The organism is Proteiniclasticum aestuarii (genome assembly GCF_017368455.1).
Classification (GTDB): Bacteria; Bacillota; Clostridia; order Clostridiales; family Clostridiaceae; genus Proteiniclasticum; species Proteiniclasticum aestuarii.
Genome location: NZ_JAFNJU010000004.1, coordinates 83912 through 101594 on the forward strand (window position 1 = coordinate 83912; position 17683 = coordinate 101594).

The 17683-nt window shown below is 47.1% G+C and carries 20 protein-coding genes and 1 other annotated feature; of the genes, 6 read left to right on the top strand and 14 right to left on the bottom strand.

The features are described from left to right. Positions 1–322: 322 nt before the first annotated feature. Both J3A84_RS06425 and J3A84_RS06430 read right to left on the bottom strand, forming a co-directional pair. Positions 323–886, bottom strand: a complete 564-nt coding sequence (locus tag J3A84_RS06425) for a DUF3795 domain-containing protein (RefSeq protein ID WP_207599178.1) — start codon at positions 884–886, stop codon at positions 323–325. Between the two features lie 80 nt (positions 887–966). Then, positions 967–1713, bottom strand: a complete 747-nt coding sequence (locus J3A84_RS06430) for an alpha/beta hydrolase (protein ID WP_207599179.1) — start codon at positions 1711–1713, stop codon at positions 967–969. A 205-nt stretch (positions 1714–1918) separates the two neighbouring features. On the opposite strand from J3A84_RS06430, the gene J3A84_RS06435 reads away from it, so the two are divergent. Both J3A84_RS06435 and J3A84_RS06440 read left to right on the top strand, forming a co-directional pair. Then, complete coding sequence (locus J3A84_RS06435; protein ID WP_207599180.1) at positions 1919–2908, top strand: hypothetical protein; 990 nt, start codon at positions 1919–1921, stop codon at positions 2906–2908. 25 nt (positions 2909–2933) lie between these two features. Further along, positions 2934–3470: a GNAT family N-acetyltransferase gene (locus tag J3A84_RS06440; protein ID WP_207599181.1), complete on the top strand. Its 537-nt coding sequence runs from the start codon at positions 2934–2936 to the stop codon at positions 3468–3470. Positions 3471–3534: 64 nt separating this feature from the next. Here J3A84_RS06440 and J3A84_RS06445 read toward each other — a convergent pair whose 3' ends face one another. Continuing rightward, positions 3535–3765 (bottom strand): glutaredoxin family protein, encoded by a 231-nt coding sequence (locus J3A84_RS06445; RefSeq protein ID WP_207599182.1) that lies wholly within the window; start codon positions 3763–3765, stop codon positions 3535–3537. Positions 3766–3855: 90 nt separating this feature from the next. After that, positions 3856–4074 carry a cysteine-rich CWC family protein gene (locus tag J3A84_RS06450; RefSeq protein ID WP_207599183.1) on the bottom strand — a complete coding sequence of 73 codons (219 nt, stop codon included), beginning with the start codon at positions 4072–4074 and terminating at the stop codon, positions 3856–3858. A gap of 116 nt (positions 4075–4190) precedes the next feature. On the opposite strand from J3A84_RS06450, the gene J3A84_RS06455 reads away from it, so the two are divergent. Further along, entirely contained in the window at positions 4191–4910 is a 720-nt protein-coding gene (locus J3A84_RS06455) for a pseudouridine synthase (RefSeq protein WP_207599184.1), read from the top strand. A gap of 423 nt (positions 4911–5333) precedes the next feature. Here J3A84_RS06455 and J3A84_RS06460 read toward each other — a convergent pair whose 3' ends face one another. From J3A84_RS06460 to J3A84_RS06480, 5 genes are read right to left on the bottom strand one after another with little or no spacing between them, the layout of a single operon-like run. Further along, entirely contained in the window at positions 5334–5909 is a 576-nt protein-coding gene (locus J3A84_RS06460) for an Rnf-Nqr domain containing protein (protein WP_207599185.1), read from the bottom strand. 1 nt (position 5910) lies between these two features. Next, on the bottom strand, positions 5911–6549 hold the full coding sequence (locus tag J3A84_RS06465) for an Rnf-Nqr domain containing protein (protein WP_207599186.1): 639 nt from the start codon (positions 6547–6549) through the stop codon (positions 5911–5913). Positions 6550–6561: 12 nt separating this feature from the next. Next, positions 6562–7506, bottom strand: a complete 945-nt coding sequence (locus J3A84_RS06470; RefSeq protein ID WP_207599187.1) for an FMN-binding protein — start codon at positions 7504–7506, stop codon at positions 6562–6564. A 13-nt stretch (positions 7507–7519) separates the two neighbouring features. Next, positions 7520–8980: an RnfABCDGE type electron transport complex subunit D gene (locus J3A84_RS06475; protein ID WP_207599188.1), complete on the bottom strand. Its 1461-nt coding sequence runs from the start codon at positions 8978–8980 to the stop codon at positions 7520–7522. Between the two features lie 14 nt (positions 8981–8994). After that, positions 8995–10284: an RnfABCDGE type electron transport complex subunit C gene (locus J3A84_RS06480; protein ID WP_207599189.1), complete on the bottom strand. Its 1290-nt coding sequence runs from the start codon at positions 10282–10284 to the stop codon at positions 8995–8997. Between the two features lie 494 nt (positions 10285–10778). Between J3A84_RS06480 and ispF the strand changes: the two genes are divergently transcribed. The 3 genes from ispF to J3A84_RS06495 all read left to right on the top strand — a co-directional run bounded on the left by ispF (position 10779) and on the right by J3A84_RS06495 (position 12943). After that, positions 10779–11255 (top strand): 2-C-methyl-D-erythritol 2,4-cyclodiphosphate synthase, encoded by a 477-nt coding sequence (gene ispF / locus J3A84_RS06485; RefSeq protein ID WP_207599190.1) that lies wholly within the window; start codon positions 10779–10781, stop codon positions 11253–11255. Positions 11256–11281: 26 nt separating this feature from the next. Continuing rightward, positions 11282–12076 (top strand): nitroreductase family protein, encoded by a 795-nt coding sequence (locus J3A84_RS06490; RefSeq protein ID WP_207599191.1) that lies wholly within the window; start codon positions 11282–11284, stop codon positions 12074–12076. Between the two features lie 303 nt (positions 12077–12379). Next, complete coding sequence (locus tag J3A84_RS06495; protein WP_207599192.1) at positions 12380–12943, top strand: carboxymuconolactone decarboxylase family protein; 564 nt, start codon at positions 12380–12382, stop codon at positions 12941–12943. Between the two features lie 32 nt (positions 12944–12975). Here J3A84_RS06495 and J3A84_RS06500 read toward each other — a convergent pair whose 3' ends face one another. From J3A84_RS06500 to trhA, 5 genes are all read right to left on the bottom strand, one after another. Next, positions 12976–13299: a hypothetical protein gene (locus J3A84_RS06500; RefSeq protein WP_207599193.1), complete on the bottom strand. Its 324-nt coding sequence runs from the start codon at positions 13297–13299 to the stop codon at positions 12976–12978. Positions 13300–13471: 172 nt separating this feature from the next. Continuing rightward, the gene (proS, locus tag J3A84_RS06505; RefSeq protein WP_207599194.1) at positions 13472–14917 is read right to left on the bottom strand and encodes a proline--tRNA ligase; all 1446 of its coding nucleotides are present in this window, start codon (positions 14915–14917) and stop codon (positions 13472–13474) included. Between the two features lie 37 nt (positions 14918–14954). Beyond that, positions 14955–15151: a binding site (T-box leader), on the bottom strand. A gap of 126 nt (positions 15152–15277) precedes the next feature. Beyond that, positions 15278–15538 (bottom strand): hypothetical protein, encoded by a 261-nt coding sequence (locus J3A84_RS06510; protein ID WP_207599195.1) that lies wholly within the window; start codon positions 15536–15538, stop codon positions 15278–15280. A 221-nt stretch (positions 15539–15759) separates the two neighbouring features. Next, a complete protein-coding gene (locus J3A84_RS06515; protein ID WP_207599196.1) occupies positions 15760–16830 on the bottom strand; it encodes a M23 family metallopeptidase in 1071 nt (356 codons plus the stop codon). 177 nt (positions 16831–17007) lie between these two features. Next, positions 17008–17655, bottom strand: coding sequence for a PAQR family membrane homeostasis protein TrhA (gene trhA, locus J3A84_RS06520; RefSeq protein ID WP_207599197.1), 648 nt, complete (start codon positions 17653–17655; stop codon positions 17008–17010). Between the last annotated feature and the right edge of the window lie 28 nt (positions 17656–17683).

Consider the following 17683-nt stretch of genomic DNA (forward strand, 5'->3'; position numbering starts at 1 on the left):
CTCATCGTTAATTAAATTTCTAACAATATAATACCATAAAAAAGAATAACTTGTGTAGGTTTTTATCAAAGAAAATGTGCATATGCAGAAAATTTATGAGATTGTTAGAAAGTCAAACAATTTACCCACCGATTTTTCCATAATTACAGTAAATTACCTATGACACAATCAATAAGATGAAATCACGGCATCAATCATCCGCCTTATTGTGAATCTTTGCTCTTACTGTTCCTCCTACCGACAGATTCTGGTGAATGCCTCTAAAAAAAAGAAACCATCTCATCTGATGGTTTCAGTCCATAATGTTTCAGCTTATCCGGCTTCAGCGATCTCTCTGCCTCTCTTTCCGGTTGAGCTTCAAAAGAATGCCTCTCTCCCGGGCTTTTCTTTCAAAGGCTTCCACGGCGACCCTAGCCTTTTCCTTCAGCGGCAGCTCCATGGCTTCTGTCTTTTCCTCAATCTCTCTCATAAGGTCATCCAGATCCTTCATCTCCAGCAGATTCACAGCCAGACAGAAGAAGCTCTTGTGCCTGCCGTCATTGTAGCCGGAAAGGAGCCTTGAAAGGAGGTTCATTTTATCCTGTTGCTCCTTCTGATAGGCTTCCAGTCCCAGGGTTTTCATCTTCTTGAGATCCTTCATCTGATTCCGATGGACGATGAAGGAATCCAGCAGCTCTATGCCCTGATACTTCGCGCAGGGATAGTCTTCGCAGTCGATGCAGTAAAGAACACCCTCATGAGCCAGGCTGCACTGGGCGATGGCACAAGCCTGATTTCCTTCTCCACCACCGCATCCAGGGCAGTACCCTCCGATATACATGATGCAGAGTCCGCAGTTCAGCCCGCAGAGTGAAAAAAGCGGGTCGGGTCTTCTGAAATGCTTCATTTTTCTCCCCTCCAGGATTTCCGAGAAAATCGACGTTCACCACTGTCTGCGCCCGTTTTCATGACCATGTCTTCATCCAGTTACTTGAAGGCGTCTCTCAGCACATCCAGCACGAAGTTCTGCTGATCGTCATAGCCGATATCCGGAAGTGTATCGCCATCCTGAACCCCGTAATTTGCGAAACTGGAGTGGTTTCCGCCACGAATATCCACATACGTCGCAGATTCCGGCAGTCTCGCCTTCGCTTCTTCCAGATTCTCCATGTCGATGACCGAGTCTTTGGTCCCTACCAGAGAATACACGTTAAAGGGAACCTCCCTCAGGTCCGTTCCGCCATCGGGATAGGCTGCCAGAAACACCAGCGCTCTGATCTTATCGGGATTCTTTTCCACAAATCTTGCGGCGGATACACCACCCAGGGAATGCCCCATGATGACCCAGTCAGAAAGCTCTTCCTCTTCCACATATTTCTCTGCGGCCTGGTTGGCTAGAATGGAAAGCTTCAGAGGCGCTTTGATGATGACGGTCTTATAGCCCATCTGGGCAATCTTGCTGGCCAGATGGCCATAGGCTTTCTCCGACACTCTGCCGCCGGGATAGAGGACGACTCCCCCTTGTGGATTCTCCGGCGTGAACACCAGATTTCCGTTCTCCACAGTGAACTCGACTCCCTGCGCAGATTCCAGTGCACTTAAAGCCGTCACCGATGGCCTGTAATAGTCGTCTGCATAGATATAGATGCCCACCGCGGCAAATATAAGAAGAATAAAGAGAATCCTCCCTATTCTGTAGATCCATTTTGATTTTCCTGATTCCTTCGTTTTCAAATCCCCACACCCTCTGTCCTTCTCTTTCAGCTTCCAATACAATATCTCTGTTATCAGTATACTTGATTCCAGCCATTCCTTTAAGCTGTTTTCGTGAATTTACTAAGAATAAGAAGTGAAAAATAGAGAAGTTTATCCTTCCTCTCCTATTCCCCACAGGTCCTATGATAGAATGAAGGTAGTGAAAGCACAGGAGTGTGTAAAAATGGGAAAAAGAGTTTTAGATAAACAGCGTTTTGTCTTTCTGGAAAAACCGGCCATGGAGGTTCTGCAGAGAGAGGAAAATGAAAATAGAGAAAATCAGATTGCAGCCTATCTGGGTGAGCTGAAAAAATACCATCTGTCCGTAAAAAAACTGTCAGAGGGCCGTCCCGACAGAAAAGTGCGAAACCTCATGCTGAATCTGGCCATGATTCTGATTTCGGAAGAGAAGCTCTGGGAAAAGACCAGAGAAAGAAAGCGCATTCCCCTGAAGGCATTTTCAAGAATGGTGGAAGTCCCTGTTTTTGAGCTGAAGGAGATGGAGGATCAGATCCTTGCCTACGCCCTGCTTCTGGAAGGAGAAAAGTATCCGCTGATCCGGCGATCCCTTCACTTTATGGAAGGCACTTCAGAAGACACCACAGAGGAAGCTTCCAAAACGAGCAGAGGCCTTTCGCTTCTGTCCAGGGGCAGATTCTCCTACATCCTCACAAGTCAGGGACAGTTTCAAAGGATCCGGGTGGAGGAAGGGTCTTCGGGTCATGTGGCCTATGGCAGACCTATAGGAAAGAGGCTGAATCTCCTGAAGCCACTCTTCGCCCTTCTTCTGGCTGCCGCTCTTCTTGGCGGTGTGTACTACACCATGTCCAGAAACATCACCCAGACCATCATCGTGAAAGCAACGGGGGAAGTGAAAATGGACTTCAATTCCTTTGGAGATATGGTCCAAGTCGTCGGCATCGAGGCCACCGGACGGAAATTCGTGGAGAAGGCGCAGTTCCAGGAGAAGGATATCGATACCGTTCTTGCGGAAATCATCGAACAGGCCTATATCACAGAAACAATAAGGGAAAGAGCGGAGATCACGATTCTCATATCCGGAGCGTTTCTGCCGGAGGATTTCTTCAAGGCAGGAAAGACCCATGACCGGATTCTTTCCTATCAGCTCAATGCGAAAATAAACAACAACGGTTCCTTCCTCTATGTGGAATAACAGGAAGGAGCGCCATGGAGGTATCATGTCAGCAATTGAAATCAGACCCTTATCAGAAGCAGAGCTTGAGATCGGACTGTTCCGCTCCTTCAACCGCTATCAGAAAGTGACCCGCTGCTACAGGAAAGTAAATGGAAGCTGGATACTGAAGGACATCCCCTTCATCGAAGACTGGGGCCAGGAGGAGTATGCCTATCTCACCAGGTGTCTGAAGAACACCGTGAAAACTGGAGGCACCGTACTGGGAGCCTTTGAGAAGGAGACCCTGGTGGGATTCGCTTCTCTGGAGAACGAATTTTTCGGCACAGGTTCGAAGTATCTTCAGCTCTCCAGCCTCCATGTCTCCTATGAGAAACGGGGCATGGGCATCGGAAGACAGCTTCTTGCCCTCATCGCAGACCATGCGAAGAACTGCGGTGCGGAAAAGCTCTATATCTCCGCCCACTCCTCTGAGGAAACCCAGCACTTCTACCGCAGCCTGGGATGCGTGGAAGCAGAGGAATACAACGAAAAACTGACAGCGGAAGAACCCTTCGACTGTCAGCTGGAATATACGCTGTAATGTGAAACAGGCAGCCTGACTTCATCCGTCAGGCTGCCTGTTTTTCTGATTTACTTTTCTGCTTCTATGCGTTGTAGAGTTCTTCGAAGGCGCCTTCGTCGAATCCCACCACGTACTGATCATCCACAAAGATGGTTGGTACACTTCTTACGCCGATGCTCAGAAGTTCTTTTCTGAACACTGGGTCGGATGTGTTCTTCTCTTCATAGGGAATGTTGTTCTCCTTGAAGTATTCCTTTGCAAGATCACAGTATGTGCATGTGTTGGATGTGTATATGACTACCTTTTTATCCATTCTTATCCCTCCAATGCTGGTAAGCTTATTTAACAGACATCTATATGCCAGTAAATCAATTGTATCCTATTCAATGCATTTTGTCCAATTCTATCTGGACGCTTCAGAAAGAAACGCAGCACCTTTTTCCCTGTATTTCTCTGCGCAGGACCTGCAGATGCAGGCCTGTCTCCTGGCCTCTTCCGGGACAAGAAGAAGGAGCCCTTCGGGAAATGTCACATCTTTGCACCAGCAGCCTCTCGGGTCTTTTCCGTTTTCCATATAACAGTCATTGGGCTGCCCGCACAGGGGGCAGATCGATCGATCCATTCCATACACCTCTCTATCTCTTGTTAGTACCATCATAATGCCTTTTCCGCTTCCTTACAATAAGACTGTTCAAAAAGGTTCCCCTTCATGTATAATAGGGTCTTAGGAGGTGCAGAATGGAAGAAAAAAGAATCAATAAAGCCATATCCGATACAGGATACTGCTCCAGAAGGGTAGCGGACAGCCTCATCGATGAGGGTCGCGTCACTGTGAACGGAGAGAAGGCCGTCATGGGACTGAAGGTCACGGAAGAGGATGAAATCCGCATCGACGGGAAAGTCATCCGCAACAAGCCGCCCATGGTCTACATCGCACTCAACAAACCCCGCGGCATCGAATGTACCACCAATCGAAAGACCCGAGGAAACATCATAGATTTTGTGAAACACAAGGAAAGGATCTTTCCTGTAGGCAGACTGGACAAGGACTCGGAAGGACTGATTCTCCTCACCAATGACGGAGACATCGTGAATAAGATCCTGCGTGCCCGGAACAATCACGAGAAAGAGTACATCGTCACCGTCAATAAGCCCATCACCGATGAATTCATCCGAAGAATGTCTGGAAGGATTCCCATCCTCGGCACCATGACTCGTGAATCCAAGGTGGAGAAGATTGACGAGCGCACGTTCCGGATCATTCTGACCCAGGGACTGAACCGGCAGATCCGCCGCATGACTGAATATCTCGGCTATCGGGTGGTCACCCTGAAAAGAATCCGCATCATGAACATCCGATTAGGAAATCTCAAGCTGGGCACATACAGAGACCTCTCTCCTCTGGAGCTGAAGACCCTGAATGAACTGGTGGATGATTCCAGCAAAACCATTGACTGACCGTCAATGGTTTTTTTCTTTACTCAGATTTAACTTCGATTTCATATTCCCGAAATATTACCCGTACAATTGTTCACTTATGCACATTGTTCACAAAACCCTGTGGATAACTTGTGGAATTCCTGTTATTTACCTCTGTATAACTTGATGTGTTAAATAATAACAGGATTTTCTCCACAAAAAGGCGCAGTTATCCACAGACTTATCCACATTCCAATGAATCTCTTGTGAGTAGTCTGTTCAAAAGCATCCAAAACCGATTCTTTTCTGTGGACGCGTTGCAAGCTCCACTCTTTTTTAATCTTACTCAAGTTCTGACCTTCCTCATTTAGATTCCAATGCAGAAAAGCAAAATAAATGGAACCCTGCCACCTGATTACTCAGATGGTAGGGTTCCTTGCTTCATGTAACTATTGGTACGGATCAGATGATCCCGTTCAGACCACTCAGCGCCATCAGCGCCAGCGCTGCATAGATGAGCAGAATCGGCAGTCCTCTGAAGGCTTTGGGTGCATCAGACACCGCCAGTCTTTCTCTCACCGCTCCATACAGAATGAAAGCAAAGAGGAGACCAATGGGTGCGCCGATGGATGTGAGAAGCATGGGCAGGAATTCCATGCCCTGATTCATCATATCCAGAATAAGATACAGAATCGCTGAGTTCACGGCAAGGAGCGGAAGAACCTTCCCTACAGCCGCATGCATTTCAGGCTTTCTGGATTTCACGAATCCTGTCACCGCCATGGTCACCAGCAGAACGAGCAGCATATAAACCAGAAGGTTCAGGACTGTCACGCCCAGTGGTTCCAGAATGAAGGTGAAGGCCACATAGGACAGAATGCTGGAAACAGCCATGATGACTGCAGCAGACAATCCAAGGGTCAGGGTCTGATCTTCATTGTCACCGAAGTTTGCCAGCTGTCCGATGGATACAAGCTTTGTCAGTGCCAGGTTGTTGATCAGTATGGTGCCAAGAAGAATCGGAAATAAATTTTCCATGCTATTTACCTCCTATTTCTACGTCTTTTTTACCCAGCGCAGCAAAGAGTGCCGCTACCATGGCAAGAGCGAAAAGCGCTCCTGCAGGCTGAGTGAAAAGACTCAGTGTATATTCCGATGGAAGCAGGCTGAAACTTGCGATTTCTGCTCCACTTAGTGGATTCGAAAGAGCTATGCCGCCTGTTCCCAGCACTTCACGCACAAAGGACACCACCAGAAGTGCAATAGCATAGGCCGCGCCAGCCTTGGCTGCATCTCCCAGTCCCTTCCCGAAGGAAGCTTCCGGCAGGAAAGCGCCTGTGGCAAAGAGAATCAGTGAATTCACTGCAAGCAGCGGAAGGAAGATTCCCACACTGGATGCAAGGGATGGTGCATAGGCGAGAACCAGAAGCTCTCCCATTTTCGCCAGGAATGCAACCAGTACGATGTTCACCGGAAGCAGCGCTTCCTTAGGCGCTACCATCTTGACGAGTCCGCCTAGAACCGCCGCCAGAAGTACCAGTGCGAAGGTGAGGATTCCCATCCCCAGAGCGCTGGTCATACTGGAAGTCACTGCAAGGGCGGTGGTAAGACCAAGAGCCAATCCAAGAACTGGATTGTTGCCGAGGAATCCGATTTTTGTGTTTTCCAATCTATTCATTCTCTACCCCTCCTACTTGCTTTCTTCTATGGCAGCCAGTACCGCATTGACAACAGATTCAGATGACACGGTGGCTGCAGAGATGGCATCGACCTCAGTCGCTTCATCTGCATAGGACAGTCCTTCAAACTGAGCCAGGAAATCCGGATGCTCAATCTTGGTGCCTAAGTTCGGTGTATCATTTGCTTCCAGCACCTCCACACTCTGTATGGTCTGGTCCTCTTTGTTCACGACGATCTTCAGGATGTTCGGCGTATCACCGTAGCCTTCCTGCTTGGCATATCCTGCCACTTCAACCGTATAGGTCACAAGATCTCCTTCTTCCACGGTATCTGTGATGATGCCGGCTTTGCTTTCAGAGACTTCTCTGTACAGAGGAATCTTCGCGCCGAACTCGATGGGCTGAACGGAAGGTTCCGCCGGTTCTGCAGGCTCTGCTGTGCCGTCATCCACGATTCCCATGGTTTCGTTGTAGATGGCCTTTGCCGCATCGATTCCATCCACAACAGCCTTGGAGCTCACTGTGGCACCGGAAATGGTGGCAAATGCATCGGTGGAGGTCTTGCCCACCACGGAGCTTACGAATGCATCATCCGTAACCTGTGTGCCGATTCCATCTGTATCATTGAGATTGATCATTTCATATCCTGTGATGTTGCCGTCTTTGTCAAAAGCCAGGGCAAAAGTGATCACGTCCGCGTAGCCCTGATTTTCGATGATGTATGCATATCCCGCATCTCCGGCTTCATAGGCTTTCTTCACCAGTCCTGTCTCATCTGTGAATTCCACAGGGGTGAATTCCGTCTGGCCTTCGAAGAGGCTTTCCAGCACCGCTTTGTCTTCTGATCCTCCAGCTGCATCGATGATGGGTCTGAGCTGGCTGTCAGCAAAAATGAGGATGCCCCCCGTAAGGAGAACAGTGACCAATAAAGCGAGTAAACTCTTTGTACTTTTCATATTCTCTTCCTCCTTACTTATTCAGTTCTTCAAATGCGATTCTGACCGCTTTGGTTACAGAAGTTGAAGAAATCGTTGCTCCACTGACTGCATCCACCGATGCATTCTGGTCATCATAAGTGATTCCTTTAAACTGGTCCAGGAAGGAAGGATCATCGATCCTGTCGCCAAGGCCCGGTGTGTCATTCACTTCAAGAACTGCAACGCTTTCCACTGTATTGGTGTCTTTGTTGATCTTCACTTCAATCTGGTTGTTGTCTCCACCTTCCTGTGCATAGTAGCCAGGTGCTGAAAGAACATAGGTCACAATGGAGCCGTCTTCTGTCTCTTCCAGAACTTCAGGAAGATCGGAAGTGGAATCGGAGAAGATCTTCAGGCCGCCATCCTCTCCCGGGAATTCGATGGCTTTTGGTTCCAGACCGTTTCCGGCGAAGAATGTAAGCACAAGTCCCAGGACAAAGGCTGAAGCGATGGATATTTTATATTTCTTCAGTGCGTAGATGGACCATCCGTCTGTGAGCTTGTCAAGCAGAGGAGATACCATATTCATCAGAAGAATTGCATATACCACACCACCTGGCAGAGAAGACTGCAGTCTGATGACTACGGTGAGCACTGCAAGCCCTATGGCATAAATGATTCTTCCTGTGATGGTCGTAGGATTGGTCACCGGGTCCGTTGCCATGAATACAGCACCGAACATGAGTCCTCCTGAAAGAACGTGGAATGCAGGATACCACATGCCTACACCATTGGCCAGCGCGATGACCGCTGTGAAGATGAAGACGGATCCCACGTAGACGACTGGAACTTTCCAGTCCAGAACTTTTCTATAGGCAAGATAGATGCCCACAAGGATGATGAGCAGTGCACTGGTTTCACCAAGTGCGCCTGGATACCATCCCAGAAGAAGGTTCGTCAGTCCGCCGAACTGGTCGAGGAACTGTTCTGTTACCGCCGCATCCTTGATCAGCCATCCTGCATTGGCCATGGAGGAGACCGGGGTTGCGCTGGTTGTGACATCTGCCACAGTGGATCCTACAAGAGAGGAGAATATGACCATTCTACCTACTCCGGCCGGATTGAAGATATTGTGACCGAATCCGCCGAACACAAGCTTACCAAAGAAGATTGCAAAGAAAGATGCTACTCCGATGGCAAAGAAGCTTGTGGAGATCGGAACGGTTAATGTTAGTATGATTGCTGTCACAAGCGGGAAGGAATTCTTGATATGATATCCCACTTTCTTCCTGGTGGCCAGTGCGAATACCGCTTCCGTCACCAGGGCCGAAATAATGGATACAGACATGAGGCCGACTCCATGAATCACATAATCCATTCCGTATTCCTGGAAATAGAACACCATAGAGAATACGAATACGACCATAAGGCCAACCGCAAGCTCCGCCATGATGCCGTGGGTGCTGTGGTCCTTGTCTCGATTGTTCGGAGACACTTTTGTAATAAATTTCATTCTATCTGTCCCCCCTACTTCTGCGTTGCAGCTCTTAGAAGAGCTTTTCCGCGTCTAACGCCTTCAGTTACTTCAATCTTGGAAGGGCACACATAGGTGCACATTCCGCACTCGATACACTGGTCCGCTCTCAGCTTCGCCAGGAGCTTCACATCACCAGCTTCTTCAGCATTATTGATTCTGACTGGAAGGATTCCTGCAGGACAGTTGTCATTGCATCTTCCGCATCTCAGACAGGCAATGGTATCCACAGGGTCTGGCTTCAGGATGGTGATGGCATTGGATGCCGTGGTGATGACCATTTCATCTGAAGTGGCTGTCTTACCCATCATAGGTCCACCCGCGATGACTCTAACTTCATCCTGTGCATATCCGCCGATCTGCGCGACGATTTCCGCCACAGATACACCCACCGGTACGCGTACGTTGCTGGGGTTTTTCACGCCATCACCGCTGACGGTGATGAGCTTCTCTATGATAGGCTTCCCCTCTTTCAGTGCTTCCGCAAAGGAGATGGCCGTGGTTGCATTATTGACGATGACTCCGATTTCTCCAGGAAGTCTGTCGTATCTCTTCTTGAAGATTTCATAGATCAGGGTTCTTTCCCAGCCCATGGGGTACATGTCTGGCACTTCCACCACTTTCATGGCGTCCTGACCTTTCAGTGCTTCGTTGACCTTGGCGATCAGATCCTTCTTCGTCGTCTTGATGGCAATGAGCGCTTCTTTTGCTCCTGACATCTTCAGCATGGCTTTTGTGCCGTAAAGAAGATCCTCCACCTGATTGTTCATGATTCTATAGTCTGCAGTGATGAATGGTTCACATTCCACCGCATTGATAACCAGTGTATGAATTCCTTTGGCTCCTCTGTATTTCACATAGGATGGGAATCCGGCTCCACCGCAACCTACGATTCCGGCATTCATCATGAAAGTCACCAGTTCCTCCACTGTGGCTTTTTCCGCATCCAGTGGTTCAAATGGCCTTTCAAAATCCTCGCATCCGTCGTTCTCCACAACGAGATGATCAATCTTCTGTCCAGGATTGTGTTTCAGTTCCACTTCCTCTATACCCAGAACCTTCCCGCATACAGAAGAGAAAATTGGCACCACAAAATGGTCATTACGTTTGGCGATCATGGTTCCCTTTTTCACATAATCTCCAGCATTGACCAGAATATCCGTGCAAGCCTGAAGAGGGATATACACCTTCTTCCCTGCAACAATATTCTTAACTTCCCCGTAGCTCGTCAATTCTTTGTGCCCATTTAAATGTAGCTTCATGGGTCCAATTAATATTGACATACTGTTCACCCGACCTTTCGAAATTTCGTTAAGATTTAAACTAAGAATGAATTTGCTCCCGATTATTTTTATCATTCTTATTAAGTTCCTGAATAATTATAACATAAAACAGAAATATTGAAACATAATACACCTTGGGATTGGCATCATTTTAACGAATATCGTGAGGAAAACCCCATTTCAATTAGCAACCTGTTAATTGAATCCTTTTCAGCTGTTTATTATAATATTATCAAAGGTTGTGTTATTTTTTAACAACCCCTCTTTTAGCTGTTAATTTGTTAACTTTTCCTGAATTTAATAACAATCCAATTGTGAAATACACATGTGTATAAGAAAAAGATAATCTTATCGGGTTTCTTGCCTGTTTTTTCCATTAAGATTTTCATAAATCGAACAAAAATATAACGAATCAGATTATTGATTTCGTTTTTATCACTGCATGCTATAATAGAAGAAAGAAATTACAGAACGTCTTGATTTAGGAGGAAAAAATGAGAGTTGGAATAGGTTATGATGTACATAGATTAGCGGAAGGAAGGGACCTCATCATAGGAGGTGTCAGAATTCCTCATGAAAAAGGACTGCTCGGTCATTCCGATGCGGATGTATTGACCCATGCCATCATGGATGCGCTTCTTGGGGCAGCGGCCCTCGGCGACATCGGCACACACTTCCCCGATACGGACGATGCATTCAAAGGATCAGATAGTCTGGATCTTTTGAGACACGTCAAGGCCATGCTGAAGGAAAGAAACTTCAAGATCATCAACATTGATGGGGTCATCATTGCTCAGGAACCCAAAATGAAGCCCCACATCCCGGAAATGAAGCGCATTCTCTGCGAGGTGCTGGGACTGGATATGGATCACCTGAACATCAAAGCCACCACAGAGGAAGGACTCGGTTTCACCGGTTCCAGAGAAGGCATCTCTTCTCAGGTGGTCGTGCTCATAGACAGACGCTATTAGAGAAAACCACTTAGGAGGAGAGGACAATGGAAGCATTATATGAGAACATCTTCAGAAGGAAATCCACAAGAAACTTCAACATGGACGCTTTAGATGAAGCTTCTCTTCTTAGGGTTTCAGACATTCTTCATCGCGCACCGAATCTCTTCGAAGGACTTGACGTGCACTTTCACATCATCCGGGATGGCAGCGGCTTCTCGGAAAAAGCCACCGGAATCATCGGCGCCTATACCAAGGTGAAAGCACCGCATTTCATTGTGGTCACGGCAAATACCCAGTCCGGTTTCAGGCAGGCAGTAGGCTACTCCATCGCCCATGTGATCTTAGCCATGAACGATCTGGGTATTGCCACCTGCATCACTTATCCCGGTGTGGATAAATCCGTCATTGAAAAGCATGCACAGCTGGAAGAGGAACAGGAGCCTGTTCTCTTCATCGCTTTCGGAAATCCCGAGAACCCTCTGGAACTCTATCCGAAGGCGGATTATTACAAGAGGCGTCCTTTGAAAGACATCATCATCCAGGGACCTGTAAAGAGAAAATACAAGTTTATTCTGGAAGCCGTAAGGCTTGCTCCCTCCTCCTTCAACACCCAGCCCTGGCGCTTCAGTGTGGATGGAAACAGAATACATCTCATGAGAGTGAAGCTGGGCTTCATCAAAAGCAAGTTCTTCACTTCGCTGAACAAGATCGACATGGGCATCGCCCTGGCCTATATGATCATCGCCATGAAGTCCAAGGGAATGAAGTTCAAACTGGTGAAACAGTCCATCCCCCATACGGATATGGAGTATATGATCACCATTGAAATACAGGAATAGAAATATGACACGGGAGGGATCCATATGAAACTGAACAAGAAGAAGCTGTTTTTCGCACTGCTCTTCGGTATCACCCTGCTTGCCATCAAAGCCAGTACAACAAAGACACCCGTCCAGTCAGAGGAACTGTAATCTTAAATTTGCATACGCAGCCATAAGGAAAAGCACGCAATTTCAATGCGTGCTTTTCCTTATGGTCTTCCATTCTAGAGCCGTATCATCCGATACCATTTGCATCCGACTTTCAAGATGATAAGATGAGCATAGAAAGACGCGTAATAACAATCCTGAGGAGCGAAAGATATGAAAGACAAAGCCTACATCAGACCCCCGGATAAGATCCCCTTCTATATAAAGCTTGGACTTATGGTCTCAAAGAAAGTGACAAAAAAGGACCTCCTGGTGCCAAAGCTTCTCGCCTGGTACCCGAAGGTCGCCATCAGTTCCGGAGTCATGGAGTCTCTAGTCGCCCATGGAAAGAAAGATCTTTCTCCTCGCATCCTCCAGCTGGTAAGGATGCAGGCATCCATTCTTCCTGCCTGTCCTTTCTGCATCGATATGAATTCCTTCGAGTATGACAGGAAAAACATCTCCGAAGAGGAAATCAGCGCCCTTGCCGGTAGAATCCCCCTGGAAGAAGTCACCACTTTCACCAGGCCAGAGCGCCTGGCCGTGGCATACACAAAGCTTATTTCAGAGACGCCTGTCATGATCCAGGAATCCTTCATGGCGGAGATCAAGTCGGCATTCACAGAACGCGAGATTGTCATCCTGGCCAGTACAGCTGCTCAGGTGAACTACTGGGCCAGGCTCATCAGCGCACTGGGGGTTCCACCTGCAGGATTCACAGACCGGTGCGATTTCTAAAAGTACTCTCTCCAAATTTCAGAGAGGATCTATCATGAATCAGCATCCTTCTGCCTGATGATCAGCCTGCTGCTGAGCTCATCGATGGTATAGTCAATGTAATGATCCCTTGCATCCAGCTCAATGAAGGACATGGCGGAAAGAAGATCTCTGTCCATGAGAAAATGGACGGAGAAAATATCCCCTTGACCGATCCGTATGAGGATGGTGGACACCTGAAAAAACTCCATCTCTATTTTATACCTTAGGATAAGAGGTTTCCCGTAGTTATCGATGAAGTAGTCCTTGTCTCCTTCTCGATCCTTCACCGAGCGCAGTTCATAATCTCCTCTCAGAATATCTTGCAGTTGAAGCATCCTTCTCTCTCCTTTCATCTTGCATGATACAATCCGTATCCATGCCTGTTGTACCTTGTATTATACGGTATCTACATTAATAATGAGTATACGCACTATGAATATAGTAGAAAAAATGCAGAGGAAGTCATTTCTGATTTCCTCTGCATTCTGTTCTATTGCTATGTTTCTTTTAGTATGCTTTACCCCAGTAAACCAGAGACTCCGCTTTTTCACCACAGCAGATGCAGGTATCGCTGAGCTCTTCCTGTTCAAAAGGCATGCATCTGGAAGAGAGTCCATACTCTTCCTTGATCTGCTCTTCACAGGAAAGCTTTCCGCACCACATGGCCTTGATGAACCCCGGTTTGTTATCCGCAGCATCTCTCATCTCTTCTGGTGTCACCGCAGTGCTTGTCATGGTGGTCATGCGCTCCAGCGCCTTCTCATAAAGCGCATCATGGATTTCATTAAGGAGTGCAGGAAGCTTCTCTTCCAGCTCATCCATGGATACGAAGATCTTCTCTCTGGTGTCTCTTCTCACCAGCACCACCTGATTGTTCTCGATGTCCTTAGGGCCCACTTCCAGTCTCACTGGAACACCCTTCATCTCATATTCGCTGAATTTCCATCCTGGCTTCTTGTCTGATGCATCCACTTTGACTCTGACCACCTTGGAAAGTCTTTCCCTCAGCTCTTCCGCTTTTTCCAGAACGCCTTCCTTGTGCTGCGCCACAGGAATGATCACAAGCTGTGTAGGTGCCACTCTTGGTGGAAGTACAAGTCCTGAATCATCTCCGTGCACCATGATGATGGCGCCGATGACTCTTGTGGACAGCCCCCAGCTGGTCTGGTGGACATGAGCAAGCTTGCCGTCTTTTCCTGTATAGGTGATGTCAAAGGCTTCTGCAAAGCCCTGACCGAAGTTATGGCTGGTCCCGGACTGAAGGGCCTTCCCGTCATGCATCAGCGCTTCAATGGTATAGGTCGCTTCTGCGCCTGCAAACTTCTCCTTGTCGGTCTTTCTTCCCTTGATTACCGGAATGGCCAGGAAGTTCTTCATCATGTCCGCATAGACATTCAGCATCTTTATGGTTTCATCCTGGGCTTCTTCTGCAGTGGCGTGAATGGTGTGTCCTTCCTGCCACAGGAACTCGGAAGTTCTGAGGAATGGTCTTGTGGTCTTCTCCCATCTGATGACGCTGCACCATTGGTTGTAGAGCTTTGGCAGGTCATTGTAGGACTGGACGATGTTTGAGAAATGCTCGCAGAAAAGCGTCTCTGAAGTCGGTCTGATGCAGAGTCTTTCCGCAAGAGGCTCAGACCCGCCATGGGTGACCCATGCCACTTCCGGTGCAAATCCTTCCACATGATCCTTCTCTTTCTGAAGTAGACTCTCTGGAATCAGCATAGGCATATAGACATTCTCGTGACCAGTCTCCTTGAACTTCTTATCCAGATATCCCTGAATGTTTTCCCATAAGGCATATCCGTAAGGTCGTAAGATCACTGCTCCCTTGACCGTGGAGTATTCGATCATCTCCGCTTTCTTGACGATATCCGTGTACCACTGGGCAAAATCCACATCCATAGGTGTGATGGCTTCAACCAGTTTTTTGTTGTTACTGTTCTTGCTCATTTGTAAACCTCCCTAGAAATAAAAAAAAAGCATCAATCAAAGGGGCCGAATCTACTCCGGCGGTACCACCCTAATTGATACTTGTGTATCCACTCTAAAGTATAACGGCTTTCCCCGCTCAGTCATTCTGAGAAACTCCAAGACAGGTTCCGAAAACTTTCCCTGAGGGCTTCCACCATTTCCCTCTCTCTGTAAAGGCAGGACTTTCGTACTGGTTCTTTTCATCGTTTATATCATTATGATTCTATAGGAAAAAGAGGCTCCGGTCAACTAGTTTTTTTCAGATGGGCCTGTTCCAATTCCGCTTAGTTTTCAAGGAAATAAGTCAAATCCCACCCTCCCGCGACCCTAACAGGTTCTCTACAGAACCCACCAGGTCTTGTATCTGGGATCCAGATACAGGGTGTATCTGTCCTTCCGTCTTTTTCTTCTTCCATCCAGATGATAGGTCCGCTCTTTCAGACCATTCTTATCCTCAATAGTGACATAATGAATCTTCTCCACATCCACGGTAAGATATCTTGCCCGGTCCACAGCATAATATCTGAATTTCAGCGGATAGACCCTGCCGTCCTTGCTGTAGGTGATCACTTCACAGGGATATTTCTTTACTGGACACATGGCATCACCCTCTTCTTCTTTCACCTTCATAATAGAACATATATTCTTTTTTGTCAATATAACCGGATTCACGCAACATTATGCCCATATATTGATTCCAATCGCGACTTACCCACAACATATTGTGGATACTGTGCATAACCTTTGTATTCCATATGAACATTGTTTCCGATTCTTTTCCAGAATGTGAAAAGAGAGCCATTTCGGCTCTCTCCTGTCGTTTACTGTATATACTTGGATGGATTGACTGCGCTTCCACCCATTCTGATTTCAAAATGAAGATGACTTCCAGTGGATCTTCCCGTGCTGCCCATCTTTCCGATGACATCTCCCTGCGTTACACTCTGCCCGACTTTTACATTGATGGAGCTTAAGTGTGCATAGGCTGTTTCAATCCCGTTTCCGTGATTCACGATGATGAGTTTTCCATACGTACCTTTATTCCCGGCAAAGGTCACTTTTCCGTTTCTGGAAGCCAGGATGCTGGTTCCTCTGGAATTGGCGATATCGATGCCTGCATGAAATGCTCTTCTTCTGGTTACAGGATGGATCCTGTTTCCATACCCGCTTGTCAGTCTTCCGCTGGCCGGTCTGATGAAGGTTGAGGCTCTCTTTCTCTCCAGTGCCTGCTGTCTCAGTTTTTCTTCTTCGACTCTGATCTCTTCTTCCACTTTGGTCTTCTCTGCACTCAATACCTCTGACTGGGTCTGCACCTCAGTGATTCTGGTACTGAGTTCGCTGTTGAAAGTGAGCAGTTCAGAAGATCTTGATTCGATGCTTCCCAGAAGCTCTTCCACAAGAAGCAGATTTTCCTGAAGCTTACTCAGCTTTTCCTGAAGGCCCTCCCTGATGGCTTCCTTGTCTTCCTTCTTCAGCTCTTTTTCCTGAACCAGTTCAAATTCCTCCACAGAAGAATGAACGGCTTTCAGAATGTCTGCCAGTTCCATTTTCGCATAACCATTGGTCAATGTCAGAATAGCTGCCTCTATGATGCTCGGATTGTCTTCACCAAGCATTTCAGTTTTCCTGCTTGTCACATCTATATTGTCTCTTAAATACTCTGCTCTGATGCGATAGATTTCTCTATCTCGATTTATTTCTTCGATTTCCTTAAGATTTGCTTCCAGTTGTGTCTCTGATTCCTGTCTGACCACACTTACTGTTTCCAGCTCGCTGTTCAGATTTCCCAGTAGTGCCTTCTTATCTTCCAGTGCATATACGTTCTGAGCTGAAAATCCGGTGATGGTCCCCGCCACCAGCAGTCCAGCGACAATTCTTCTTAAATACTTCATTTACTTCCTCCATGTCACTTTTTACGACTTCCTTATACTAAAGTCTTTTTATGAAGAAAGTATGAAGATATTTCATTTATTTTTACATTTAATTAAAGATGCTCTTTACAACTTGCGGGAAACCGCATGATATCACCTTTCTACCACTTCATCTGTTCTACATGGATTCCGAAAAATTCATGCCAGATAAAAGAATGTGAAGAAATAATGCATGAGACTGCCGCCCAATATGAACAGATGGAAGAGCTCGTGGAACCCGAAGGATTCCGATAGATTCGGTTTTTTCACCATGTAGATGAACCCGCCGATGCTGTAGAGGATTCCGCCCACAAGAAGCAGCATGAATCCGGTAAAGTCCACATTCCTGTAGACATCTCCGATGAAGAACATGACCATCCATCCCATGAACAGGTAGAAGAAGGTATACAGCACTCTTGGCATGTTGTTGATGAATACCTTGGACAGAATCCCGAACAGAGCGATGGACCAGACCACAATCAGCACCACATTTCTCTGGGTTCCTTCCAGAACACTTAGGCACATGGGTGTATAGCTTCCTGCAATCAGCACATAGATCATGCTGTGATCCAGCTTCTTCAGTCTTCTGATCCCCTTCTCACTGCCGGTATAACCATGATAGATTCCGCTGGCAAGATAAAGAAGAATCAGGCTGATGCCGAAAATCAGCGCTCCGATGATGCTCTTTAAGGAAGCCTCCACAAGAATCCTCTGGGTAAGGAGTACAATGGTACCGATGAAGAAGAGCACTGCTCCGGCAAGATGGGTGATGGAGTTGACGGGTTCTCTCAGTTTTATTCGTTTCATATGAATTTCTCCTTGATGTAGTTTTTAT

Bases quoted from the DNA above. Each gene is read 5' to 3' on its own strand.
- J3A84_RS06425 (WP_207599178.1), bottom strand. From the start codon at position 886: ATGAAGCATTTCAGAAGACCCGACCCGCTTTTTTCACTCTGCGGGCTG.
- J3A84_RS06435 (WP_207599180.1), top strand. From the start codon at position 1,919: ATGGGAAAAAGAGTTTTAGATAAACAGCGTTTTGTCTTTCTGGAAAAA.
- J3A84_RS06440 (WP_207599181.1), top strand. From the start codon at position 2,934: ATGTCAGCAATTGAAATCAGACCCTTATCAGAAGCAGAGCTTGAGATC.
- J3A84_RS06445 (WP_207599182.1), bottom strand. From the start codon at position 3,765: ATGGATAAAAAGGTAGTCATATACACATCCAACACATGCACATACTGT.
- J3A84_RS06450 (WP_207599183.1), bottom strand. From the start codon at position 4,074: ATGGATCGATCGATCTGCCCCCTGTGCGGGCAGCCCAATGACTGTTAT.
- J3A84_RS06455 (WP_207599184.1), top strand. From the start codon at position 4,191: ATGGAAGAAAAAAGAATCAATAAAGCCATATCCGATACAGGATACTGC.
- J3A84_RS06460 (WP_207599185.1), bottom strand. From the start codon at position 5,909: ATGGAAAATTTATTTCCGATTCTTCTTGGCACCATACTGATCAACAAC.
- J3A84_RS06465 (WP_207599186.1), bottom strand. From the start codon at position 6,549: ATGAATAGATTGGAAAACACAAAAATCGGATTCCTCGGCAACAATCCA.
- J3A84_RS06470 (WP_207599187.1), bottom strand. From the start codon at position 7,506: ATGAAAAGTACAAAGAGTTTACTCGCTTTATTGGTCACTGTTCTCCTT.
- J3A84_RS06475 (WP_207599188.1), bottom strand. From the start codon at position 8,980: ATGAAATTTATTACAAAAGTGTCTCCGAACAATCGAGACAAGGACCAC.
- J3A84_RS06480 (WP_207599189.1), bottom strand. From the start codon at position 10,284: ATGTCAATATTAATTGGACCCATGAAGCTACATTTAAATGGGCACAAA.
- ispF (WP_207599190.1), top strand. From the start codon at position 10,779: ATGAGAGTTGGAATAGGTTATGATGTACATAGATTAGCGGAAGGAAGG.
- J3A84_RS06490 (WP_207599191.1), top strand. From the start codon at position 11,282: ATGGAAGCATTATATGAGAACATCTTCAGAAGGAAATCCACAAGAAAC.
- J3A84_RS06495 (WP_207599192.1), top strand. From the start codon at position 12,380: ATGAAAGACAAAGCCTACATCAGACCCCCGGATAAGATCCCCTTCTAT.
- J3A84_RS06500 (WP_207599193.1), bottom strand. From the start codon at position 13,299: ATGCTTCAACTGCAAGATATTCTGAGAGGAGATTATGAACTGCGCTCG.
- proS (WP_207599194.1), bottom strand. From the start codon at position 14,917: ATGAGCAAGAACAGTAACAACAAAAAACTGGTTGAAGCCATCACACCT.
- J3A84_RS06510 (WP_207599195.1), bottom strand. From the start codon at position 15,538: ATGTGTCCAGTAAAGAAATATCCCTGTGAAGTGATCACCTACAGCAAG.
- J3A84_RS06515 (WP_207599196.1), bottom strand. From the start codon at position 16,830: ATGAAGTATTTAAGAAGAATTGTCGCTGGACTGCTGGTGGCGGGGACC.
- trhA (WP_207599197.1), bottom strand. From the start codon at position 17,655: ATGAAACGAATAAAACTGAGAGAACCCGTCAACTCCATCACCCATCTT.